Here is a 23,639-nt window from a genome sequence, read left to right as displayed (position 1 = left end):
TGCGGCCCGGTTCACGTTCGTCAGCGGTCTTTGGTTTCGTCTGGGTCGCGCTCCTCACATTGTATCTCGGCTCATGGGCCGTTTCTGTCAGGATGAACGCACAATACGCCTTCACCAGGCTTACTATACCTCAAGCACGTACAATCAGTCAAACCCTTTTGCCGTTACGGCGCTGACGCCTGGGCCGGCCGATCAGGTGTTCAAGGCGACACGGAAGCCGGCTCAGGCGCCTGGCAGGCTGAACTCATGCTGAAGAGCCGCCATGGTCAGGATGTCGTGGTACCGGCCGTTGCGGAAGATCGCCTCGCGCCTGACGCCTTCATGGCGGAAACCGGCCTTTTCGTAGCAGCGAATGCCGCGCGGGTTGAAATCATACACATCGAGCTCGACGCGGTGCAGGTTCAGCTCGCCAAACGCAAACTGGAGGATGGTGCGGGTGGCGTCGGTGCCGTAACCCTGACCCCAATACGCCTTTTCGCCCAGCGCGATGCCAAAGTTGGCAAACCGGTTCTTCCATTCAACACGATGCAAACCGTTGTTGCCAATGTGGACCCACTCATCCCCGACGTGCGCTTCGATGCCGAAGAGATAATCATCTTCGCTGCTGAGCCGCTTCTCGAACCAACGTTCCTCCATGGCCATGGACATCGGTTCGAACATCAGAAGATACTGGCGCACCTCTGGATCATTGAACCAGCGCACGAACGTCGGCAGATCCGTGCGCTCGATGGCCCGTAAACGGACCCTTTCCCCGTACAACATATGACCCTCCGAAATCTGTGATTTGCGCTGCCCCGTGCCACAAACCGCTGGATTGCCGGTGACAGCCTCCCGCCGGGAGTTTGCTGAGTATGGAACCCATGGCAGCCGGGTACACCACAGATCTGCGACAGATATCTGACAGATGGCTCACGGTTCAATTGCCAGGCGGCGCGTCGGTCTGGCCGCGTGGTTGAGGCGCCGGTGAGCGACGGCTCAGAGTGGCCAGGCCGGCCAGCCCCATGATCAGCGCCACGACGACCATCACGGCGACGAGACCCAGCCAATCGGCCAGCGCACCGGCAAAGAGCACCGGCAGCATGGAGAGCGAACCGGTGATCATGAAGAGCGAAGCGAAGACACGCCCGCGCATGTGATCTTCGGTCTCCTCCTGCAACTGCGTGTAGGCCGGCACCGTGATGAAGGAATTGACCAGGCCCAGGCCAACTGCCATGACGATGGCCCCACCCAGGATCGTGTTGCCCAGGAGGTCAGCCGGCGCGTTGATTCCCCAAAGAAGCTGCGCCAGCGCGCTGCCCCAGAACGGCGAGAGGGCCAGACCGGCCAGGGAAAGCGCACCCCCCACCATGCTCAGGCTAATCAGCCGCGCCGTGCCCACCCGGCGCACGACCCGGCCCACCAGCACGACGCCCAGCAGCATGCCCAGGCTGGCCGGCAGCAGCAAGAAACTGACATCCTCAGGGTTGCGGCCCAGAATGCGGCTGACGAAGCCTGGCCCCAAGGTCGCGACCACCAGCAGGATGGTCGAGGCCACTGACAGATTGATGGTCGCCGTGCGCACGGGCGCATTGCCGGCCATGAACGACCAACCCTCACGCACCGGCACCCAAAACTCCCGGTGGAGCGTTGCGCCCAGGCCGTCGGTTGAATCACGCAGGACCGCCAGCAGCGGCTTCTCGTGACTGCGGTCCCCGGAGGGCAGGCGCGCCACCAGGATGACGCACAATCCGTACAACGCCGCCACAAACAGCCACAAACGCCGCAAACCAAGGAAAGCCACCAGAATTGGCCCCAAGATCGCCATTCCTCCCACCAGCGACGCGTTATAAGTGGTGGCAAAGAGGGCGTTGGCGGCCAGGAGTTGGTTGCGCGGCACCAAGAGCGGGATGGTGGCAGCTTCCGCCGGGCCGAAGAACTGCGATACCGCGGCGAAAAGCGCCGTGAGCAAAAAGATGCCGATCAGCAGAATGGAGGGCGACCAGTCGCGGTCGAACAGGAAGAAGCAAACCAGCAACAGCATGCGCAGCAGATTGGTAATCCAAAGCATGGCTGGTTTGTTGGAACGGTCCACGACCACGCCGGCAAACGCCCCCACCAACACAGGCGGGATCACGAACGACAGGACAGCCAGACTGGTAAACAAGGATCGCTGCGTGACCCGTTCGGTCAGCACAATGACGGCGAAATTGACCATAGACTGCGCCGTCAGGGAGATGGCCTGCGCCGCCCACAGACGCGAAAAGCCACGATTCCTCAGAACCTGAAGCAACGATGGCCGGACTTCAACATTGACCTCTTCCACGACGATGTCAGCGCCTTTCTTAGTACACGACTCTGACCCACGTGCGCCGGGTCATTGACGTGCGAGATGCCGGGGATGTCGCCTGCAAGCGCGCAGGCGCCCGAATTCTACTTGAAAATAACAGATTAAGCCAATGCCTGTTGCACCCCACACGCACGCCCTGGCCCGCGCCGGCCAGGAATTCCACATCTGAACGATGTTGCTACCGCAAGGAGCACGCCCCCCCGCCCGCCCCCCCGTCAATCTGCGACCAGCCGGCCGTTTCTTTGTGTTTGCCGCGTTCGCTGTGGTCACGGGCGTGCCAAATTCGGCGTTGCCGTGCGCTGGCTCCGCGCTGCCGGCACTGTGCTATAATGACCATGCCATGAACCCATCGAGCACTCGATCGTTCGACGAAACCCTCTGGGCGGCACGCTGCTTCGCCTTCCTGTCCCCGCGCCTGGCTGATGCCGACCCCGCGCACGACATGGACCATGTGCGTCGCGTCGCGGACATGGCACGCGCGTTAACCGTGGCCGAAGGCGCCCGCCTGGAAATCGTGCTGCCGGCCGCGTGGCTGCACGACTGCGTCCTGCTGCCCAAGACATCACCGCAGCGCGCCCGCGCCTCCACCCTGGCGGCCGAGGCGGCCGGCGAATTCCTGCGTCTCAGCGATTACCCGCCATCCCTGATCCCTGCCGTCGAACACGCCATCGTCGCGCACAGCTTCTCCGCCGGCATCGCGCCCCGCACCCTGGAAGCGAAGGTCGTGCAGGACGCTGATCGTCTCGATGCCATTGGCGCCATTGGCATTGCCCGCTGCCTGCTCTTGGGCGGGGCGCAGCGTAAACCATTATTTGACAGCGCCCAGCCCTTTCCTGACCAGCGCCCGCCGGATGACACATCCAACGTGCTCGATCACTTCTACGTCAAGCTCCTGCGCCTCGCTGAACTGATGCAAACTGCCAGCGCGCGCGCCGAAGCTCAGCAGCGCACCCAGTTCATGCAGCAGTTCCTGGCACAACTGCGCCGAGAGATCACGCCGCCAGCGCCGTGATGGCGACCCTGTGCCCTTCTGTCCCAGCCGTACTGCTGGGCCTCCGCGGGCCCCCCCCCCCCCGCCCCCCCGCGGGGCGTCTCCCGCCTGCCAATCGGTGAGCAAATTGCTTGTCCGCGCCTCTTGACATAGAACAAATGTTCTGATATACTTAGAACACTTGTTCCATTAGGGCAATCATTGGTTTTGCGCACAAGAGAGAAGATCCTATTGCCGGCCCTTCCAGTCTACCAGGTTCCTGGGTAGGGCCGCGCACCTTCGGGCGTGACGGCCCGCCTCTATCAGCGCCCGCTTCTGGCAGGAAGCAGACGACGGGCGGAGCGCCGGAGGAGGATCGTTCTATGCAGCGCAAACTCGACATGCAGGCGGACCGCATCGAGGCCGTGTTGGCCAGCCATAAGGTGGGCGGACGGGTGGCGGGAGGGACCGTCACCGCCCGCTTCGTGCGTTTTGATTTGGTTACTCCCATGGGCACGCGCATCAACCGTGTGGGCGCGCTGGCCGAAGAGATCGCCCTCGCGCTCGGCGCCCGCTCCACGCGCATCTTTCGCGATGGCGACAAGATCAGCATCGAAGTCGCCCGTGAGGGCGCAGCCCCGCGCATCGAATTGGTGCCGCTGTGCGCGCGCCTCGCCAACATTCCACCTATCACCGGCGTCCTGGGCATTGATGAAGAACATACCCCGCTCCTCCTGCGCCTCTCTTCGCCGGATGTCACCCACGTCTTGATCGCGGGCACCACCGGCAGTGGCAAGACGGCTCTGGCGCGTGCGCTGCTTTCCTCGCTCGCCATGCACAATCGCCAGGGCGCGCTGCAAATGGTGCTGATTGACCCCAAAGGCCGCGGCTTCGGCCCGTTGGACGGCCTTCCCCATCTGTTGCGGCCGTTGGTGGCCGACAAGAACGAAATTCTCAGCGTGTTGACCGACCTGGTGACAGAGATGGAGCGGCGCGACGCCATGGCGCGGCAACTGCGGCGTCCGGTGGATTCACCGCGACTGGTCGTGGCGGTGGATGAGCTGGCCGACCTGCTGCAGGCCGGCGGCCGGGACGTGGAACGGGCGCTCACCCGCCTGGCGCAGCGCGGACGCGAGGCGGGCATTCACCTGGTGTGCTGCACGCAAAAGCCGACCAGCACAGCCATCGGGCCGCTGTTGAAGGCCAACTTTCCTGTGCGCCTGGTGGGCAGCGTCACCAGCCCCGAAGAGGCGAAGATCGCCACCGGCCTGGCCGGCTCCGGCGCGGAGAAACTGACCGGTGCAGGTGATTTCCTGCTGGTGACCAAAGGGCAGACAGTGCGCTTTCAAGCGGCCTGGATTGGTGAGAGTACCCTGGGCCGCCTGGTCGACGTGTTGCGAGAGGGCGGGCGGCGCTCGCGGCGCTGGAGCCCCGCCGAAGCCAGGCAGTTGGTCAAGATGTGAAGGCAATCGCCGCGCATGAGACGCGGCGCGGCCAGGAGGCCAATATAATGAACAAGTGGATTCCGTTGACGCTGTTGGTTTTTGTGGGCGTGTTGGCCGTCGTGATCGGCCAGCGCATGAGTACCGAGTCCATGGCGGTAGTGATTGGCGTGGTGTTCGGCGTGGCGGCCAGTATTCCCACCAGCCTGTTGATTGCCTCGCTGATGCGGCGCACCCTGCCGACGTCGGCGCCGCCGGCGCACGATGCGCGTCAACCGCCATCCGCGCAGCCGATGATCATCGTCAACCCCATGGGGCAACTTCCCTACGGGTACGGCGGCCAGATGTTGGGGCACGAGGGCGTAGCCCACCGGCTCGACGCGGTCGAGACGCCATCCATGCTGCCGATGCCCCGGCGCTTCCGCATCATCGGCGCGGACGTGGATTCGGACGATTGACACAGGTCGTCATGAAGCGGTGTAATTGCCCCGCGACTAATCGCGTGGTACAATCGCGTCGGTTTTCATACGTTGATGGCTGGCGCTCCCCCTTGACGGCCAGCCGGGGGAGAAATAGTAATGCTCGCCAACACATTAGTCCAATCTCATGAATATGCGCAAGTGATTGCCAGAATGGTTGCCGCGTTGCCGCCGGGACTATGGCTTTGTTCGATGAAATAGGTGAATAACCTGATGACCAACGCACTGGCTCCGCACATCAATCTGTGGGTGACGCACGAGGACGAGGTTGTGCTCAGCGGCTGGCGTATTGCCCTCCTGGAGGCGATCGCCGCAACCGGGTCCATTTCGGCCGCTGCCGATCAGTTGGAGGTCAACTACCGCGTGGCGTGGAGCAAGATCAAGGAGATGGAGCATGGCCTGGGCGTGGCTCTGCTGACAACGCACATCGGCGGCAGCCACGGCGGCGGCGCTGAGCTGACGCCGGCGGCCCTGGAGTTCATCCGGCGCTATCGCTTGCTCAGCGCAGGGCTGGACGAATGGGTGCAGCAACGTTTTGCCGAAGTGTTTGGCGATTTATGATATAGATCATAGGCAGAGTGAGGCGTTATGATGAAAATGAATAACGCTTTGATAACCAATTGAGGAGGATTTATGCGTTCTCGTCTATTCGTCATCGTCTGCCTGTTGGCCCTGCTGTTGACAGCCTGTGCTTCCCCTTCCGCCGCGCCCACTGCGACCGCCCTGCCCCCTGCGACCGCCTTACCCCCTGCGCCGCCGGCCGTCTTGCGCCTGGCTACGACGACCAGCACGGCCGATTCTGGCCTGCTGGATGCCATTCTGCCGGTCTTCGAAAAGGCCTATCAGTGCCAGGTGGATGTGGTCGCCGTGGGCACCGGCCAGGCCCTGGAAATTGGACGCCAGGGCGATGCCGACGTGCTGCTGGTGCATAGCCGCAAGGGTGAAGACCAGTTCGTTGCGGAAGGCCACGCGTTGGCGCGCTTCGACGTGATGGTCAACGACTTCATCATCGTCGGCCCCGCGACCGACCCGGCCGCCATCGGTAGCCTGGGCGGCGCCAAAGAGGCGTTCCGGGCCATCATGACCGCGCAGGCGCCGTTTGCCAGCCGCGGTGACAAGTCAGGCACCAATACCAAAGAGCTTTCGATTTGGGCTTCGGCCGGCATCACACCGACGGCTGACATGACATGGTACAATGCCCTGGGCCAGGGCATGGGCGACACCCTGCTCTTTGCCCAGGAACGCCAGGCCTACACCCTGAGCGATCGCGCCACCTTCCTGGCGATGAAGAGTAAGCTGCCTGGCCTGGCCATCCTGGTGGGCGGCGCCAGCCTGGCAGACAACAAGGACAAGAGCCTGCTCAACCCGTATGGCGTGCTGGCCGTCAACCCGCAGACGCATCCTGGCGTCAATACGGCGCTGGCAGATCAATTTGTCGCCTGGATCCTGGCGCCCGCGACCCAACAACTGATCGGCGCTTTTGGCGTTGATCAATTCGGGCAGCCCTTGTTCTACCCAAATGTGAATCAGTAGCGACATGAACGACATCCTGCACAGCCTGGACCAAGCCCTGCGCCTGATTGCAGGCGGCGACGCTGGCTTGGTTGCCATCATCACGCTCTCCCTGCGTGTGACGGGGCTGGCGCTCCTGCTGAGTATGCTGGGCGGGGTGCCGTTGGGCGCGGCTCTCGGTCTCTCTCGCACGCGCCTGCGCGGGTTGGTCACCGCGCTTCTCTACACGGGGATGGGCCTGCCGCCGGTGGTGGTGGGCCTCTTCGTCTACCTCCTGCTTTCGCGCAGCGGGCCGTTGGGCGCCTGGGGATGGCTCTTCACCCCTAGCGCCATGATTCTGGCGCAGACCGTCATCGCCTTTCCGATGGTGACCAGCCTGACGATGACCGCCGTGCAAGGCGTGGACCCGGCCCTGCGCGTGCAGGTGCGCGCCCTGGGCGCCACCTCGCGCCAGGAAGCCTGGGCCGTGCTGCTGGAAGCGCGCATTGGTGTGGTGGCCGCCATCGTGGCCGCGTTCGGCAGCATCATCTCCGAAGTGGGCGCTGTCATGCTCGTCGGCGGCAACATCGCCGGCAAGACGCGGGTGCTGACCACCGCCATCGTGCTGGAGACGCGGCAGGGTGATTTTTCCCTCGCCCTGGCCCTGGGCGTCATCCTGCTCGTGCTGGCCTTCGCAGCTAACCTGGCCTTCCTGCGCCTGCAGGGCCGCGATTGAATGTCAGCGGGTCCCGGCAGGACGACCGAGGTCGCTCACAATAAACCTCTGATGAACCTCTAATAAATCTCTAATGAACCTCAATGAACTGTACGAAATCGAAAAACTGCAACACGCCTACCAGGGGCGCACCGTGCTGGACATCGCCCACCTGGGCGTACACGAGGGGCAGGTGTTGGCGTTGGTGGGGCCAAGCGGCGCCGGCAAATCGTCCCTGCTGCGCCTGCTCAATTTCCTGGAGCCGCCCACCGCTGGCGCCATGCGCTTTGCCGGGGAGTTGGTGCGCCACCCGGCCCCGCTCGCCCTGCGCCGCCAGGTGACCACCGTCTTTCAGCGCCCGGCGTTGCAGCGCAGCAGCGTGGCTGACAACGTGGCGCTTGGCCTGCGCCTGCGCGGTATCACGCCTGACGGCCAGGTGGATGCCATGCTGGCGCGGGTGGGACTGGCGTCGCTGGCCCAGCAGCCGGCGCGCCTGCTCTCAGGCGGTGAAATGCAGCGCGTGGCCCTGGCGCGGGCGCTGATCATCCGCCCCCGGGTGCTCCTGCTCGATGAACCGACCGCCAACCTCGACCCCTACAACGTGGGCCTGATCGAAGAAATCATCCGTGAAGCCAACCGCGAGGCCGGCCTGACGGTGGTGCTGGTGACGCACAATGTATTTCAGGCGCGGCGCCTGGCCCATCGCACCGGTCTGCTGCTGGGCGGCCGCCTGATCGAACTGACCGCGACGCCGCAGTTTTTCGAGGCGCCCAGTGATCCCCGCACGGCCGCCTTCGTGCGTGGGGACATGGTCTACTGAAGGGGCCATTGCCACCACTGGCGCGGTTTGCGGCGCCCATCGTAGTCGTGCTACAATGCGCCCATGCGTGACCGAACGATTCTCTTCCAGCCTACGCTTGCTCTGTTCCTGCTGCTGCTGGTCGGCCTGCTCCTGCTCATCAGTCCTGACCGCCAGCCCATTCCCCGCGCCCTGGCGGCCGCGCCGCAGGCCACCGTGGTCAATATGGAGGTCAGCGCGTTTCTGGACGACACCGCTGTCAAGGTGGACTCCACGCCGGCCAACCTGAACAGCGACATCCTGCAGCGTTTCGGGCGCAGCGTCGTCAACTATGTGGACGGCTGGCGTTTTCAGAACGTAGCCATCCCGCCGGGCGTAATCATCGTCAGCGCCACCCTCTCCCTCAACCCGGCCCTGTGGCAGACCGGCATCCCCATCCCGGTTTCCCTGGTGGGTGAAGCCAGCGATGATGCGGCCGATTTCGACCATGCGCAGACCCTGGCGCACCTGCGCCCGCGCACCAACGCGCATGTGGACTGGGCGCTGGTCTACACGCCGACGACCACGTTCATGTCGCCAGACCTCGCGCCGGTGCTGCAGGAGATCATCGCCCGCCCCGGCTGGGGCAGCGGCCAGGCCCTGGTGCTGCTGGCGGTCAGCTCCGGTAACAACAGCGCCTATCTCGATCTCTTCACCTTCGATTTTCGGCCGGACCAGGCCGCGCGCCTGTCGGTCGCTTACCGGCCGGCCGTGGGCACCGACACCCCCACCCCCCCCATCACCCCGACCCCGACGCGCACGCCGACGCCCACGCGTACCCCGACGCGCACCCCCACCGCCACCCCGCGTCCGCCGACGGTGACGCCCACGCCCACTGCGACCATCACCCCCACGGCTACCCCCACCGCCACGCCATCGGCCACCGCGACACCCACCGCGACGCCGGGCCTTGATCTTTCGCTGGCAACCCCCATCGAGTGCTGGCAGCAGGTGAGCGACGCCAACCTGGGCGCGGCCAGCCAGATCAGCCAGTATGCCTGCCGCCCGGACTGGTTGGAGAGCGGACCGGAGCGCGTCTACGCCTTGTCCCTCGATGCGGGCGAGCCGCTGCAGCTCGAACTGACCTACCCTCCACAAGGCCCTGACCTGGACATCTTTCTCCTGTCGGGCGCACTGCCCTCCATGTGTCAGGCGTACGGGGATCGTTTTCTCAGCCACACGGCCAACAGCGCCGGCCTCTACTACCTGGTGGTGGATGGCTACCAGGGTGCGATTGGCAGCTTCGAACTCAACGTAGCCTGCCCTGCCCGCCCCACCCCCACACCTGTCGCGACGCCCACCCCTGGCGTGCGTGGCTTCCTTCCCTGGGTGATGCGCTGATGGCCGCGATCCCTGACACCCGCCCCCTCGCCCTCACCGCTCCACCCGCGCCGGTTCGTCGCCAGCCAACCGTGGCCGCACTCAACTTCAGCCAGGGCAGCCTGCAGGACTACACCGAATGTCCGCGGCGTTTTCAACTGCGCTTCCTGCTCAATCAACCCTGGCCCGCGCTGGAATCGCAGCCGCTGCTCGACTTCGAGCACCATCAGGCGTTGGGACAGCTTTTTCACCGCCTCATCCAGCGCCACATCAGCGGAGTTGCGGCTGAGCGCATCGGCGCCGGCATTCAGGATTTCGATCTGCGCCGCTGGTGGCAGGCCTACCTGGCCTCACCGCCGCCCGGCCTGCCCACGCCTTCGACGGCCGGCGCCCAGCCCGGTTGGAACATCAGCGCCGAAGAGGTGCTTTCTACGGTGATCAGCGGCCAGCGCCTGGCCGCGCGCTACGACTTGCTGGCTATCCAGGAAAATGGACAGGCCTTTATCGTGGACTGGAAGACCAGCCGCCGGCCGGCCACGCGGGTGCAGTTGGCACAGCGCATGCAGAGCTGGGTCTATCCCTTTGTCCTGGTGGAAGCCGGCGCCGACCTCGGCCTGGGAGCGATTGCGCCTGAACAGGTGCGCATGGTCTACTGGTTTGCCAACGATCCTCAGCGCCCGCAAACCCTGGCCTACAGCGCGCGCCAGCACGAGGCCCATCGGCGCTACCTCAGCGCGCTGATCGAGGAGATCAGCAGCCGTCATGACGTCACCTGGCCCCTCACGCCAGACGAAGCACGCTGCCGGTTTTGCACCTACCGCTCGTTGTGTGACCGCGGGGTGGAAGCGGGCGATTGGGCGACCTTCGATGATGACCGCGAGGCTGACCTGACCTTCAGTCTGGATGATGTGGCAGAGATGGCTTTCGCGTAAATAGAATTGCTCGCTTTGTGAAAGTTGGCAACTCTCGATCTTTTCAGGATCTACCGATGAAACTACCCGTCAGAATCGCCGGGCTGGGATGGTACTTGCCGGCGCGGCGCGTCACCAGCGCCGAACTCGAGGCCCAACTCAACATCCCCAGCGGTTGGGTCGAGCGCACCACCGGGGTGCGTGAGCGCCGTTACGCCACTGCTGAAACCTCCGTCAGCATGGGCGTGGCCGCGGCGCGCATGGCGTTGGCGCGCGCCGGCCTCGCGCCCGCCGACCTGGACGCCATAATCGGAGCCTCCAGCGCGCCGCAGCAAGCCATTCCCTGCACCGCCGCGCTCATCCAGCGTGAGTTGGGCGCGCCCGACGGCGCCAGCGCGTGCTTCGATGTCAACGCCACCTGCCTGAGCTTTCTCGTCGCGCTGCAAGCGGCCGCGCACCTGGTTGCGGGCGGCCTCTATCGGCGCGTCCTGATCGTCAGCAGCGAACTAGCCTCGCGCTCGCTCAACCCCCTGGAATGGGAGAGCGCCGTCCTCTTTGGCGATGCGGCCGCAGCCGCCATCATCACGCCGGCCGCGCCGCAGGAGAGCAGCGCGATCTGGCACAGCCAGGTGGTCACCTACAGCAGCGGCGCCGATCTGACCTGCCTGCTGGGCGGCGGCACTCTGCATCACCCCAATGACCCCCAGACCACCCCGGTGATGAACATGTTTCACATGGACGGGCCGGCCGTTTTCAAGAAAGCCACGCGGCTGATCGGCCCCTTCCTGGAGAACTTCTTTACCCAGCTCGCCTGGACGAAATCGCAGGTCAACCTGGTGGTGCCGCACCAGGCCAGCCGTCATGGCGTCGAGCTGTTGACCGCACGCCTCGGTTTTCAGCCGGAGCAAGTCTTTCTCAACCTGCCCGAACGCGGCAACTGCATCTCTGCCTCCATCCCCCTGGCGCTCGGCGAAGCCCACGACGCGGGCCGCGTGCAGCGTGGGGATCGCGTCGTCCTGGTCGGCAGCGGCGCCGGGCTGACCTTCGGCGCGCTGGCGCTGACCTTTTAGGGTTGGGGGCCGCCTGAGCATCCCCGGGCAATCTCAAGAACGAAAGGTAAGCCTCATGCCCTATGCCCTTGTCACCGGCGGCGGCGCCGGCATTGGCCGCGGCATCGCCCAGGCCCTGGCGCGGCGCGGTGTAAACGTGGCGCTGTGCGGCCGCCGGCCACAGCCCTTGCAGCACGTGGCCGCTGAAATCGAAGCGTTGGGCGTCGCCGCCCTGGTTGCGCCGGCTGACCTGAGCGATCCGGCGCAGCGCGTGGCTCTCCTGGCCAGTGTGCGCGCCGCCTGGGGGCCACTGGACATCTTGGTCAACAACGCGGGTTTGCTGGCCGGCGGCGCATTGCACGCACAGCCCGCTTCTCAAGTGGCACAAGCCATCGCCATCAACCTGCTGGCGCCCATCGAGCTGACGCGCCTGGCCTGGGCGGATCTACAGACGCAACGCGGGCGCTTGATTTTCATCGGCAGCAGTATGAGCTTTGTCCCGCAGCCGTTCGCCGCGCTCTACGCGGCCGGCAAGATGGGCCTGCGCGGCTTCGCAGAGGCGCTGCGCTACGAGGCGGAGCCGGCCGGGGTGCAAATCCTCATGGCTTACCCGCCTGGCGTACGCACGGCCATGACCGCCGGCATGGCGGCCGCGTCGGGCGTGCCGGGCTTTCACCTGGATGCGCCAGAGGCGGCCGGCGAGCGCATCGTGCAGGCGCTTTACAAAGGACAGCGCGAGGTGACCTGGGGCGTGGGAGAGCAGGCGCTGCGCCGGCTCTTTGCCCTCGCGCCGGGGCTGGTGCGCCGCGGCCTGCATACGCAGCGCCACCGCTGGCAGCGCATGATGAGCGCCCGCCCGCCGCAGGACGCATGATCGTGGGCGATCAGAGAAAGTATCAGAGGAAGTATCAGATGATGTGGGTTGATCGCCTGGCGCGGCTTTTGCTGCTCTTGTACGCGGCGGAGCGCGGCTTGAAGGCGCTGGCGCTGTGGGACTTCTTCCGGCGGCCCGCGCCGGTGCGCGGCACGGCCGCCTGGCCCGCCGTTACCCTGCTGCAGCCGGTGACGCAGGGGGCCAGCAATCTGGCGGCGGTGTTGGCGGCCCGCGCTCGCTTGCACTACGACGGCCGCGTGCAGTTACTCTTGATCTGCGATCGCGAGGATGCGGAGTCACAGGCTGTTTGCCGGGCGCACCTGGCCGAATTCTCAGGGCTGGACGCGCAGATCATCCTGGCCGCGCCCGACACGGCCGCCGGTGTGGCGTTGAAGGTGACCAAGCTGTTGGCCGGCCTGACTCACGCCACCGGCGCTGTCTTGTGCTTTGTGGATGATGACGTGCTGCTGCCGCCTGACGCGCTGCAGACCCTGCTCCCCTATCTCGATCAGCCCGGCGTGGGCGCCGTCTTCGGGCTGGCCTGCTACACCGACTGGAGCAATCATGGGTCGGCCCTGATGAGCGCGTTCGTCAATGCCAATGCGCTGCCCAGCTATGTGCCGTTGACCTACCTGAGCGATCCGTACACCATCACCGGTCACTGCTTTGCCCTGCGCCGTGAGATTTTTGCCGCGGCCGGCGGCCTGGATGGCCTGGGTCTGCACGTCGGCGATGACCACATGCTGGCCTGGCGCCTGCAAGGCATCGGCCTGCGCTGCGTGCAAACGCCGCTCATCTACCGGATCGAGAATCACTTTGCCACGCGCCGGGCCTACGCCGGGCAGATGAAGCGCTGGTTCATCTTCCCGCGCCAGAATCTGCTGCCCTTGCTGACCCCACGTCAGCGCCTGGTTTCGCTGCTCGCATCAGTGGGCAATCTGATCCCCGGGCTGCTGGCGCTGCTCGCCCTGCTGACACGGCGCCGGTCAGCGGCGCTGGCGAGCGGCATCAGCCTGGGGCTGTTCGCCGCGCTGATGGCCTGGATTGACCGGCGCTTCTACCGCGCGGCCACGCCCTGGCGTCACTGGCCCTATCTGCTGCTGACCGCGCTGATCGCGCCGTTCCAGGTGCTGGGCGCTCTCCTGGCCGATGACCAGGTGGAGTGGCGCGGGCAGCGTTGGCGCATCCAGCGCGGCGGCGCGGCCAGGTAGGGGCACGAGGGCATTTCCTGTAATCTCAAAAACGAAAGGTAAAACCCCTCGTGCTCCTACTTCTTCTGATCCTGGATCGGCTGTGGAAACACGTGGCCGTGGTGCGCTTCTTCGGCCGGCCGCGGCCGCGGTTGACGCGGCCGCCGGCGCTGGTCAGCATTCTACAGCCGATCCTGAGCGGGGACCCCACCCTGGCCGCATGCCTGGCGGCCAACCTGCAGGCGCGCAGTTGCCTGGCGCGCGAGTTCATCTGGCTGCTGGATGATACGGACACCGCGGGGCAGGCCATCTGTCAATCGCTGCAAGCGCGCTTTCCGGGGCAGACCGTGCGCCTGCTGCTGCTCCCGCGGCCGGCGCAGGGTCAAAATCCCAAGATCGTCAAGCTGATCCAGGGCCTGGCCGCGGCCCGCGGGGAGGTGGTCTGCGTGCTCGATGATGACACGATGCTGCCGGACGACGAGCTGGAGCAGTGCTTGCCTTTTCTCGATCAGCCGGGGGTGGGCCTGGTCTTTGGCCTGCCCTACCAGGTCCATTTTGACAATCTGTGGTCGCGCCTGATTGCCATCTTCGTCAACAGCAACAGCCTGCTGACCTACATCCCCTACACCACCCTGAGCGCGCCCTTCACCATCAACGGCATGTTCTACGCCCTGCGGCGCCCGTTGCTCGAGGCACTGGGCGGCTTCGATGGGCTGGAGACGTGGCTGGCGGACGATTTTGCCGTGGCGCAGCGCGTGGTTGCGTCCGGTCACCGCCTGGTGCAAACCCCGCTCCGTCATGCCATCAGCATCCACGTCACCGACGCGCGTCACTACCTGGGCCTGATGCAGCGTTGGTTCATCTTCCCGCGTGAATCGCTCCTGCGCCATCTGCGCCCGCGGCAGGTGGCGATTCTCTGCGGCGTCGCGCTGGTCCCGGCCGTGGCGCCGCTGCTCGCGGTGGCCTGGCTGTTTGCGCAACCCACGGCGCTCAACCTGGGCCTGGTGCTGGCCTACTTTCTGCTGTGCCTGCTGAGCTTTGCCCACCTCAACGGCTGTTACCTGTCTACGGCCACTCCCTGGCGGCACCTCTGGCTGGTGATCGTACTGCAACTGATCTTCCCTCTGCAACTGCTGGTGGCCTTGCTCTCGCCACAGCGCATCCGCTGGCGCGGACACGTCATACAGGTGGAGCGGGGCGGCGGCTTTCGCTTCGTACGCCGGCGCGAGGAGTGAATTTGGCTCACCCTCCGGGGACGCCTCGTTCCGTTCGTTTGCACGAGACCCCTAATCCGACTATAATCAGGCGGCGCATTGCCGACACAGGGCAACCGCAACGATCTACGGATGACCCCAGGGGACATTCTGTCATGTTGATTGAAACGATTGCGGCCATCGAGGCCGAACTGACTCTGAAAAACGACGCGCGCGATCTGACGCTGCGCCGCTCGCGCGAGCTGATTCGCTACTGCGCGCACGCGATCCGCGCCGCGCACCGCCATGAATTCGACGAGGCGCAGCGTCTGCTGCAAACTGCGCAGGCGGCCGCCGCGGAAATGGTAACCGATCTGGCCGTGCATCAGGACCTGTACTACGCGGGCTACACGCAGGACGCGCTCAAAGAGGTGACTGAAGCGTTCCTGGTGGTGGCGTTCGTCACTGCGGCGCCGCTGCCCACTCCCCTGGACTTGCACGTGGTTGGCGCCACCTACCTGCGCGGCCTGGCTGAGGCCACCACGGAGCTGCGCCGCTTTGCGCTTGACCTGGTGCGTCGCGGGGAGGTGGCCGAGGCCGAGCGCTATCTCGACATCATGGATGATGTCTACTCGCACCTCATCGCGCTCGATTATCCCGATGCGATTACCGGCGGCCTGCGCCGTCACACCGACACGGTGCGCGGCGTGTTGGAACGCACGCGCGGCGACCTGACCGTGGCCGTGCGTCAAGACCAGATGCGCGCCGCCCTGCACAGTTTCGAGCAGCGCCTGGGCGTCAACAATCTGGCGACCGCGTTCAGCGACGTGGATTTTGGCGCAGATGGCGAAGGTCAGCCGGAAGGTGATGAGTCGCATGAGCCAGGATAGGCTGATCCGCGCCAGTGACATCGGTCAATATGTCTTTTGCCAGCGCGCCTGGTGGCTGGCGCGTGTCCTGGATGTCCCTTCCACGAACGTGGGGGAGATGAACGCTGGCACGCGGGTGCATCGCCAGCATGGCCGGCGCGTGATCTGGGCCGCCCGCGCACGTCAGGTTGGCATCATCTTGCTGGTCGCGGCCCTACTCGCATTTCTCGCATTTCTCTTTACCCTGACACGAGGATCATGAACGAAACTGACATGGTGACGTCCGCGCCGCCACGCCGGCGCCGCACACTCAAAATGGGTTTGTGGCTCCTGCTGGTGGCCGTGACCCTGCTCGGCGCGTTGGCGGTGAACGCCGGCGTCAGTGGGCCTGGCGCGCAAGAACCGGGGCTGCTGATGGCCCTGTTGGGTCGCGCCACGTCCCTGCCGCCCACTCCCACCAAGACCCCGACCGTCGCGCCAGAATTTACCGCGACGCCCACGCCGCCCACACCTCTGCCCACCGACACCCCCCTGCCGACCGCAACGCCGACAGCGGCGCCCGTGACGACTGCGGCCGCGGCGCCTGGCGTCACGGATGAACTGGCGACCCTGGTGCGCAGTTATGGTTATGACCCGGGGGGTCGTTTCATCGTGGTTGACCAGGATTTGCAGCAGATGATCGTCGCGGAACGGGGCGCGATCCGCCTGTTCCCGGTCAGTACAGGCGACCCTGAAAAACAGACGCGCACACCGGCCTGGAACGGCTACGTGGGCGTGTACTGGGGCACTTTCTCATCGTTTGGGGTGTTTGCGGACGAAGGCTGGTTCCTCTTCCGCAGCAACGGCTCGATCCTGATCCACGGTGCGCCCTATGTGCGCGACAACCAGGGCAACAAAGTCTATCAACAGATCGAATCCATCGGCACCTACCCGGCCTCGCGTGGCTGCATCCGGCTGAAGCCCGAGGACAGCGCCTGGTTCAGCACGTGGCAACCGGAGGGCGTGCCGGCGATCATCTTGCCGTTCGGCGGCGGCGGCCTGCAACTGTGACCGCGGCGCCGGCCGTGACGCGGCGCAGAGGTTCTTGAGGTTCTACGGTGCTTCTTCTCCTGATTGCTTTTCTGGTGGCTCTGCTTGCAGGCTGGTGGCTGTTGCGCCTGGGCAACCAAGTGCGGGCTGCCAGCGGTTTGCCCAGCGGCGAGGTGGTTTACAGCGACACGGGGGCCTGGCAGCGCCAGGAGCGTCCGCTCATCAGCCGTCAGTTCGGCCTGGTGGGTAAGCCGGATTACCTGGTGGCGGCTGGCGCGGCACCGGTCCCGGTTGAGGTCAAATCCGGGCGCCGGCCGGCGCAGCCCTATCCGGGGCATATTCTACAATTGGCGGCCTACTGCCTGTTGGTCGAAGAGACCTGGCACGTTGCGCCCGCTTTTGGCCTGTTGCACTATGCCGGTCGGCCTGGCGCGGGGCAGGGGGCAAGCGGCGACCCGGTGACGCTGCGCATTCCGTATACGCCGGCGCTCAAAGCTCAACTCCTGGAAATCTTGAGCGCCATGCGTGCTGACCGTCAGTCTGTCAACGTCGCGCGCTCACATGAAGAAGCCGTGCGTTGTCAACACTGCGGCCTGGCCCACGCCTGTGATGAAAAACTGACCTGAGAACCCCATCATGTTAGTAGGTGTTAGCGGCCAGTTCCAGCGCGGGCACATCCAGCAGGCGGATGCGGCGGTAGCCCAGATCCACCCAGCCCTCGCGCTTGAAGGTGCGCAGGATCGCGCTGACCGTTTCGCGATAAGTACCCAGACGGTCGGCCAGGGCTTGGTGACTGGTACCGGTGATGGTGTCATTCTTGTCGGCCAGTTCCAGCAGCAGCGCGGCCAGGCGCTCCGGCAGCTTCTTGTAAGCCACATCCTCCAGGTGTGATTCCACCTGCATCAGGCGCTTGCCGAAGGTTTGCAGCAGGCCCCAACCCAAAATGGGGTAGCGCACGGTCATGATGCGGGCATCCGCACGTGGCAACACCCAGATCGTGCAATCGCTCATGGCCTCGGCAAAGGCTGCAGGCGCCGCGCCGTCAATCAGGGCGCCTTCACCAAAGATGGCGCCTGCTTCGAGGGTAGCCAACACCAAGCGGCGCCCTTCAGAATTGGTACACACCAATTGGGCACGGCCGTCCATCAGGATATGCAGTTTCTGGTCCAAATCGCGTGGCGTCGCGATGACGTCATGGCGACGATAGTTGGCGATGGTGATGACCTGACCAAATGCCGGATCTTCATCAGGTAGGTGCGCCAGCACTTGTGCCAGGGATGGCTGTTTTGCATTCTTAATCATGATGACACAATGTCTCCCCTATGTTCCCGCCGCCAAGAGCACTATGGCCGATCGTGTTTTGCGCGAATGGCGTGTGGCCATTTGTAGTCCTAAATACATCTCTCGGTCTCATTATACACCAACCCGCGCAAATCGGCGCACTGACCTCATGCGTAAATGTGAGTGTCTTACCCTGTAGTACGCATGTTACGGCTATTTGGGCCATCGTTGGGCGACCTCTCATCAAGTCTTAATGTGAACGTATCTTCTATTGGTTGCCGCTGGTTGCCGCTGGTTGCCGCGGGCGCCGCAGGTCACATGGCCGGCACAGCGTCAATCATCATCAGGTCGTCATATTGCCACATTTCCAACAGTTCTGTGGCAGGCAGAAAGATCAACCCACCGTCCGGGTGACGGATGAGCAGACCGTTGGGCACCATCCAGGCTGGCATGCCGGGACGATCCCGGCGCTTGTTATCGGGTGTTGACCACGGTGCGTTGTCGAGCAGAATCTGAATGATCATGTCGCGCATGGCGATCTTTTGTCCCTTTCCCGAACAGCCGCGAAGGCTGTTGCCATGTTTGCTGAAGTATGGCGCTGACTGTGCTGCGCAAAATCACCCACCATTCCTAAATGGCGACGAGTAGAATCATGGAAAGTGACGGGCGTACCGGGCATCTCTCCAGGGTCAGGTGTAGGGGCGCACCCTTGCGGTCGCCCACGCGGGCAGGCGCAAGGCCATGCCCCTACCCCGGATTGGCCGCGGGTGGGTTCAGTAGTGCCTGCACGCGGTGGATGGCGCTGGCTGCAGTTTCACCCAAAAAGGAGCCATGCACGCGTGCGCGCAGGCTGACATTTCGATTGAATGCCCGGCCACCGAAACCGAATAGCGGTCGCGGCGAGGGCAGAGTCGCCACCACCTGTGACACCTGCACCAGCGCCGCGGCCGTTTCGTCGGTGGTCGCGGACATGATGACCATGGCCGGATGCAGTCGCTCCAATTCGGCCACCAGGTTTTCCAGCGGCACATTCTGGCCCAGGTAGATCACGCGGTAGCCCTGGCGGCGCAGGAAGAAGGCCAGCAGCACCAGGGCGACTTCGTGCCAGTCGCCGGGCGCGCAACCCAGGATAAGCATTGGCCCAGCCTCATGCACCGCCGTCACATTGACCATGGATTCGAGCTTGCGCCGCACGTAGTGAGACGCAAAGTGTTCGCTCACCACGCTCACTTCGCCGCGATGCCAGCGGTCGCCGATCTCCACCAAGGCCGGTGCGATGACAAGCTCGCAGGCCGATTCGACGCCGTGCAAGGCGAACGCTTCGCTCAGGATGTGGTCGGCGTGATTCTCATCGAAGGCGAGCAGCGCCCGGATCAACTGATGGCACAGATCAATCTGCGCGGAAGGTTCGGCATCAACCTGCGGCGCGGGCATGACCGCGGGCGCCGCAGTGCCGTTGCTCGCTCCCCGGTGCATCTGCAGCACAGCTACCGCCTGACTGATCGAGAGGCCTTCATCCTTCACCCGCCGTTTGAGCCAGTGCAGCGCGGCCATGTCACGCTCTGAGTATAGCCGGTAGCCGCTTTCACTACGCTGCGGCTCGCACACCTCGTATCGTCGCTCCCACGCGCGCAGCGTGGCAGCCGTCAAACCGGTGGCCTGCTCAACCGCTTTGATGTTGTACAACGGGTGATTCTGGTAATCCTCTGCCCGAAAAATTTCAGTCATGTTACACCTCATCCACGCGTCTGTATAGACAAATCATAGACATCAGTATAACACAGATTGGACACAACGTAAAATCTTTGTCTAACGTTGTCAGGGCACAAAAAACCGGGCTTCGACAAAAAAGCCCGGTTTTGCGATCAACGGCGTGCGATGGTGCGATCAGGGTATGGTGAGGGGTGAGAGTATGGGCAGCGGCAGCTTGGGTCGCTTGCCAAAATCAGGCATCGTGGGTGGATGGTCACTCAGGGTCTGCATGATTTCCTGCAGCGCGCGCGCTAACTGCGGGTCATGTCCCTCCAGATAGTCTTGCGGGCGTATTTCTACTTCGATATCGGGATTGGTGCCATAATTCTCGACGCCCCATTCCACATCTTCGAACCAGAAGGAGAATTCAGGCTGCGTGGTGATGCCGCCATCTACCAGGGAGTCGCGGTAGGTCAGGCCGATGACCCCGCCCCAGGTGCGCTTACCGACCAGGGGGCCGAGTTTCATCAGTTTGAAGGCGTGGCAGAACATGTCACCGTCGGACCCGGCTTGCTCGTTGGCAATCGCGACCATTGGCCCCATGACCGACTCGCGGGGGTAGGGCACCGGTGTGCCCCAACGAGACACATCATAACCCAAGCGCCGGCGCGCCAGTTTTTCCAGGATCAACTGCGAGACATGGCCGCCGCCGTTGAAGCGCACATCCACAATCAGGCCTGGGCGGTCTATCTCGGCCAGGTAGCCGCGGTGAAATTCGGCATAGCCACGGGCGCCCATGTCGGGAATGTGTACATAACCGACGCGGCCCTCCGTGGCTTCATGCACGCGGCGCCGATTGGTTTCCACCCATTCCCGGTAGCGCGCGCGAAATTCGGAGTGCAGCGTCTTGATTGAGAACATGGTTGGGGTCTCCGCGCCCTGGCGCTCGAAGGTCAGGAAGACTTCGTTGCCTGCCTGGTAAACCAGCATCTCGCCCAGTGGATTCTCGCGTCCCACCTTGCGGCCATTGACGGCCACAAGCCGATTTCCCACCTTGAGATTGATGCCCAGGCGCTGCAAGGGCGCGCTGTTGGCGTGATCCCAAACATCACCGTTGACGATATGCATCAGCTCGTAATTGTCGGCCGTGTCATCGTAACGGAAATCGGCGCCCAGGAAGCCCTGGTCGTAGGACGGCTCCGGCGGATAGTCGCCGCCGTACTCATAGGCGTGCGAGGTGCCCAACTCGCCCTGCATTTCCCACATCAGGTCCGAGAACTCGCTGCGCGTGGCCACGCGTTGCAGGAGGGGCAGATAGCGTGCATAGACCGCATGCCAATCCACGCCAGACATATCCTCGGTCCAGAAATGATCGCGCTGCAGGCGCCACGCCTCGCGGTACATCTGCTCCCACTCGGCGTGCGGCTCCACCGACAGGCGAACGCGATCCAGATCGAGCCAGCCGCCGCGTCGGGTAGTGCCACCGGAGTTGCCTTCGGGCTTGTCCCCGGCCTTCAGGACGCGTAGGTGATTGCCCGCCCGGTAGATCATGGTCTTGCCGTCGTGTGAGATCTCGAAATCGCTGACGCCGTCCACCAGGACCTCCTGCCGCTGATCTTCCAGATCGTACACCTCCAGGCGTCCCTTGGCCGCGGGGGCGGTGCTATAGCCGGCGCCGTTGCCCAGAGTGCCTTCCGCCGGATAGGAGGAGAAGAGAATTTTACCGCTGATGCCGCGCACCCGGTGGTAACGCCCCGTGGGCACTGGCAGGGCGATCACGCGCTCACTGATACCTTCCAGGTCAATCTGCACACGCAGCGGCGGTTCTTCACCTTCGGTCTCGGTCTTCGGTGCAGTCTTGGCCTCCGGTGCAGTCTTGACCTCCGGTGCGGTCGCATCAGCCTCAGCGGTTGCAGGGTCGGCTGGTGCAGTCTCGCCGTCAGCCGGAGGGGCGGTCGGCGGCGCTGGCGCAGTCTCGCCGTCAGCCGGAGGGGCGGTCGGCGGCGCTGGCGCAGTCTCGCCGTCAGCCGGGGGGGCGGCCGGCGGCGCTGGCGCAGCCTCGCCGTCAGCCGGGGGGGCGGCCGGCGGGGGCGGCCGGCGGCGCTGGGCGCGGCTCCGGCGCGGCCGGCCGGCTGGCCTTTTCGCCCGGCGCCCGCGGTAGCGGGATGAACGGCGAAGGCAGTCCGGCTTGCAGCGTGATCAAGTAGGGCTTCATCCCCCAGGTGAAGTTGAGATCGAAGTGTAGATTGTCGTACACCGGATCGAATTCCCGGTAGGAGAGAAAATAGAGATAACGGCCGTCAGGGTCGAACGCGGGACCGACATCGCGCAGCACAGGTTTGGTGGCCGCCCAGGTCTCGCCGGTTTCCAGCAGGGCCAGTTTGATAATGGAGGTTTGCTGCGTATCGGAAAAGCTATAGGCCAGCCAGCGCGCATCCGGCGACCAGGCCAGGCCTCGAATGGGGCGTTGGCGACTACGATCTAAGACGCGCATCGTGCGCGTATCGAGGTCAACCACGATCAGCTCGTTGCGATGATTGCTCAGGGCCACCATGTTCTTTTGCGGCGAGGTCGCAAGTCTCAAGGGGCGCCCGATGTCCATGCCTTCCAGGCGCGCTTCGGCAATGCCGGCCTTGTCGCCCTTGTAGATTTCCAGGGCATCCTCACCGTTGGCGTCGCTGACCACCACCAGCCGCTCACCATCGGCCAGCCAGGCTGCCAGGCGATAACGCACGCCGTTGGCTTGCCCATATTGAAAGACAGCGCCTTCCCAGTTGGCCATGGCGAAGGGTTTGCCGCGTGTCGTAAGGGCCACGGCCCAGCCTTTGGGGTGGATGTCGTAGTCCTGCAAGTACTCCGCTGCATCCACGAACTTGCGATTGCGCTGCGCGCGTGAACTATGGAAAACGATCGGAATCGGCTGAGTCTGGTCCGTGGCGGGGTCAAAGACGTACAGCTCGGACCCAGCATGGTAGACGATGCGCTGTCCATCGGTGGCCGGATGGCGCACATAGTAGTCGCCGTGATGCGTGTGCCGCCGCACGTCCGCGCCGCTCGGCAGGCACGAGTAGAGGTTGCCGATGCCTTCGTGATCGGACACGAAGTAGATGCGCTCGCCCACCCAGAGCGGCAAGGCGACGTTGCCCTGCACTTGCAGCAGGCGCCGCCAATCGCCCTGACCGGTTGGGTCAATCCACAGATCGCCGATCAAGCCCCCGCGGTAGCGCTTCCAGCGCGCCAGGTCCGTGGCGTTACGGCCAATGACCATGCCCCCGGTCGGGCCATAGGAGATGCTCAGGGCGGGGCCGGTGGGCAGGCGTTGCGGTTCCCCGCCCTCGCGTGCCACCGCGTAGAGGAAGGAAAAGTGGGCAAAGGGTTGCCCGGTATCACTGGCAAAGATGACCGCGTCGCCAGTGGGCGTCCAGCCGACGACGCGCGTATTGGCGCCCAGGTAGGTCAGGCGGCGGGCCGGGCCGCCCGTGGCCGGCATCACGTAAACTTCGGGATGGCCCTCATCGCGACCGATGAACGCGACCCAGGCGCCATCGGGTGACAGCGCGGGTGTCGCCACCTGACCCGGGTTGGATGTGAGGCGCCGCGCCGTTCCTCCGGCAACGGGCACCATCCACAGATCATCTTCGCAAACAAAAACCACCGTCTCGCGGTGCAGCGTGGGGAAGCGATAGTACCCGGCATTGGTCATGACAAACCTTTCAGGGCAGAATAAGCTCAGGATAAATTGGACCGGGAGCAGAGAGACAAACAGCGGCCGACAGCCGATCACAATCCGGGAGTACGACATCGGCTATCATACCATGTTTTGGCAAGACGTAAAAACCGTCTCTCTCCTCGTCTACATGACTGATTTCATTATTTTCATTATCGCGGCGCGTCATGCTATACTGCAACGCCTTGCGCCTGCCCGCGTGGGCGGCCGCAAGGGTGCGCCCCTACTTGCAGCTCTGGAGAT

24 protein-coding genes are annotated in these 23,639 nt (G+C 64.4%); 17 read left to right on the top strand and 7 right to left on the bottom strand.

Annotation, left to right across the window (positions count from 1 at the left end):
* Positions 1 to 222: 222 nt before the first annotated feature.
* Complete coding sequence (locus IPM84_25665; GenBank protein ID MBK9096083.1) at positions 223 to 762, bottom strand: GNAT family N-acetyltransferase; 540 nt, start codon at positions 760 to 762, stop codon at positions 223 to 225.
* A gap of 154 nt (positions 763 to 916) precedes the next feature.
* Positions 917 to 2,194, bottom strand: coding sequence for an MFS transporter (locus IPM84_25660; protein ID MBK9096082.1), 1,278 nt, complete (start codon positions 2,192 to 2,194; stop codon positions 917 to 919).
* Between the two features lie 472 nt (positions 2,195 to 2,666).
* Here IPM84_25660 and IPM84_25655 point away from each other — a divergent pair, with 472 nt between their 5' ends.
* The 17 genes from IPM84_25655 (at position 2,667) to IPM84_25575 (ending at position 17,322) form a co-directional block, all read left to right on the top strand.
* Positions 2,667 to 3,338, top strand: a complete 672-nt coding sequence (locus tag IPM84_25655; GenBank protein ID MBK9096081.1) for an HD domain-containing protein — start codon at positions 2,667 to 2,669, stop codon at positions 3,336 to 3,338.
* A 341-nt stretch (positions 3,339 to 3,679) separates the two neighbouring features.
* Positions 3,680 to 4,759: a DNA translocase FtsK gene (locus IPM84_25650; protein MBK9096080.1), complete on the top strand. Its 1,080-nt coding sequence runs from the start codon at positions 3,680 to 3,682 to the stop codon at positions 4,757 to 4,759.
* A gap of 47 nt (positions 4,760 to 4,806) precedes the next feature.
* The gene (locus IPM84_25645; protein ID MBK9096079.1) at positions 4,807 to 5,196 is read left to right on the top strand and encodes a hypothetical protein; all 390 of its coding nucleotides are present in this window, start codon (positions 4,807 to 4,809) and stop codon (positions 5,194 to 5,196) included.
* 234 nt (positions 5,197 to 5,430) lie between these two features.
* Positions 5,431 to 5,778, top strand: a complete 348-nt coding sequence (locus tag IPM84_25640) for a LysR family transcriptional regulator (protein MBK9096078.1) — start codon at positions 5,431 to 5,433, stop codon at positions 5,776 to 5,778.
* 72 nt (positions 5,779 to 5,850) lie between these two features.
* Positions 5,851 to 6,750 carry a substrate-binding domain-containing protein gene (locus tag IPM84_25635; protein ID MBK9096077.1) on the top strand — a complete coding sequence of 300 codons (900 nt, stop codon included), beginning with the start codon at positions 5,851 to 5,853 and terminating at the stop codon, positions 6,748 to 6,750.
* A 4-nt stretch (positions 6,751 to 6,754) separates the two neighbouring features.
* Entirely contained in the window at positions 6,755 to 7,444 is a 690-nt protein-coding gene (locus IPM84_25630) for an ABC transporter permease (protein ID MBK9096076.1), read from the top strand.
* A 73-nt stretch (positions 7,445 to 7,517) separates the two neighbouring features.
* The gene (locus IPM84_25625; GenBank protein MBK9096075.1) at positions 7,518 to 8,243 is read left to right on the top strand and encodes a phosphate ABC transporter ATP-binding protein; all 726 of its coding nucleotides are present in this window, start codon (positions 7,518 to 7,520) and stop codon (positions 8,241 to 8,243) included.
* Between the two features lie 63 nt (positions 8,244 to 8,306).
* Positions 8,307 to 9,602: a hypothetical protein gene (locus tag IPM84_25620; protein ID MBK9096074.1), complete on the top strand. Its 1,296-nt coding sequence runs from the start codon at positions 8,307 to 8,309 to the stop codon at positions 9,600 to 9,602.
* Positions 9,602 to 10,513, top strand: a complete 912-nt coding sequence (locus IPM84_25615; GenBank protein ID MBK9096073.1) for a PD-(D/E)XK nuclease family protein — start codon at positions 9,602 to 9,604, stop codon at positions 10,511 to 10,513. Before IPM84_25620 ends, IPM84_25615 begins: the two co-directional genes overlap by 1 nt.
* A gap of 56 nt (positions 10,514 to 10,569) precedes the next feature.
* The gene (locus IPM84_25610) at positions 10,570 to 11,562 is read left to right on the top strand and encodes a beta-ketoacyl-ACP synthase 3 (GenBank protein ID MBK9096072.1); all 993 of its coding nucleotides are present in this window, start codon (positions 10,570 to 10,572) and stop codon (positions 11,560 to 11,562) included.
* A 55-nt stretch (positions 11,563 to 11,617) separates the two neighbouring features.
* On the top strand, positions 11,618 to 12,415 hold the full coding sequence (locus tag IPM84_25605; protein ID MBK9096071.1) for an SDR family NAD(P)-dependent oxidoreductase: 798 nt from the start codon (positions 11,618 to 11,620) through the stop codon (positions 12,413 to 12,415).
* Between the two features lie 38 nt (positions 12,416 to 12,453).
* Positions 12,454 to 13,626 (top strand): glycosyltransferase, encoded by a 1,173-nt coding sequence (locus tag IPM84_25600; protein MBK9096070.1) that lies wholly within the window; start codon positions 12,454 to 12,456, stop codon positions 13,624 to 13,626.
* Between the two features lie 50 nt (positions 13,627 to 13,676).
* The gene (locus IPM84_25595) at positions 13,677 to 14,840 is read left to right on the top strand and encodes a glycosyltransferase (GenBank protein ID MBK9096069.1); all 1,164 of its coding nucleotides are present in this window, start codon (positions 13,677 to 13,679) and stop codon (positions 14,838 to 14,840) included.
* 134 nt (positions 14,841 to 14,974) lie between these two features.
* Positions 14,975 to 15,688: a haloacid dehalogenase gene (locus IPM84_25590; GenBank protein MBK9096068.1), complete on the top strand. Its 714-nt coding sequence runs from the start codon at positions 14,975 to 14,977 to the stop codon at positions 15,686 to 15,688.
* Positions 15,675 to 15,929 carry a hypothetical protein gene (locus IPM84_25585; GenBank protein ID MBK9096067.1) on the top strand — a complete coding sequence of 85 codons (255 nt, stop codon included), beginning with the start codon at positions 15,675 to 15,677 and terminating at the stop codon, positions 15,927 to 15,929. The genes IPM84_25590 and IPM84_25585 overlap by 14 nt, the downstream gene beginning before the upstream one ends.
* Positions 15,926 to 16,717 (top strand): L,D-transpeptidase, encoded by a 792-nt coding sequence (locus tag IPM84_25580; GenBank protein ID MBK9096066.1) that lies wholly within the window; start codon positions 15,926 to 15,928, stop codon positions 16,715 to 16,717. The genes IPM84_25585 and IPM84_25580 overlap by 4 nt, the downstream gene beginning before the upstream one ends.
* A 47-nt stretch (positions 16,718 to 16,764) precedes the next feature.
* Positions 16,765 to 17,322 (top strand): PD-(D/E)XK nuclease family protein, encoded by a 558-nt coding sequence (locus tag IPM84_25575; GenBank protein MBK9096065.1) that lies wholly within the window; start codon positions 16,765 to 16,767, stop codon positions 17,320 to 17,322.
* A gap of 13 nt (positions 17,323 to 17,335) precedes the next feature.
* Here the strand turns inward: IPM84_25575 and IPM84_25570 are convergent, their stop codons facing one another.
* The 5 genes from IPM84_25570 to IPM84_25550 all read right to left on the bottom strand — a co-directional run bounded on the left by IPM84_25570 (position 17,336) and on the right by IPM84_25550 (position 23,372).
* Positions 17,336 to 17,998: a Crp/Fnr family transcriptional regulator gene (locus tag IPM84_25570; GenBank protein ID MBK9096064.1), complete on the bottom strand. Its 663-nt coding sequence runs from the start codon at positions 17,996 to 17,998 to the stop codon at positions 17,336 to 17,338.
* Positions 17,999 to 18,291: 293 nt separating this feature from the next.
* Complete coding sequence (locus IPM84_25565) at positions 18,292 to 18,510, bottom strand: hypothetical protein (protein MBK9096063.1); 219 nt, start codon at positions 18,508 to 18,510, stop codon at positions 18,292 to 18,294.
* 214 nt (positions 18,511 to 18,724) lie between these two features.
* Positions 18,725 to 19,705, bottom strand: coding sequence for a MerR family transcriptional regulator (locus IPM84_25560; GenBank protein MBK9096062.1), 981 nt, complete (start codon positions 19,703 to 19,705; stop codon positions 18,725 to 18,727).
* Positions 19,706 to 19,864: 159 nt separating this feature from the next.
* The gene (locus IPM84_25555) at positions 19,865 to 21,487 is read right to left on the bottom strand and encodes a PDZ domain-containing protein (GenBank protein ID MBK9096061.1); all 1,623 of its coding nucleotides are present in this window, start codon (positions 21,485 to 21,487) and stop codon (positions 19,865 to 19,867) included.
* A gap of 247 nt (positions 21,488 to 21,734) precedes the next feature.
* Complete coding sequence (locus IPM84_25550; GenBank protein ID MBK9096060.1) at positions 21,735 to 23,372, bottom strand: PD40 domain-containing protein; 1,638 nt, start codon at positions 23,370 to 23,372, stop codon at positions 21,735 to 21,737.
* Positions 23,373 to 23,639 lie beyond the last annotated feature (267 nt).

The sequence above is a fragment of the Candidatus Amarolinea dominans genome, from assembly GCA_016719785.1.
Taxonomy (GTDB): domain Bacteria; phylum Chloroflexota; class Anaerolineae; order SSC4; family Amarolineaceae; genus Amarolinea; species Amarolinea dominans.
Note: the sequence above shows the minus strand (reverse complement) of the source record. Positions and strands in the feature narration are given on the sequence as shown.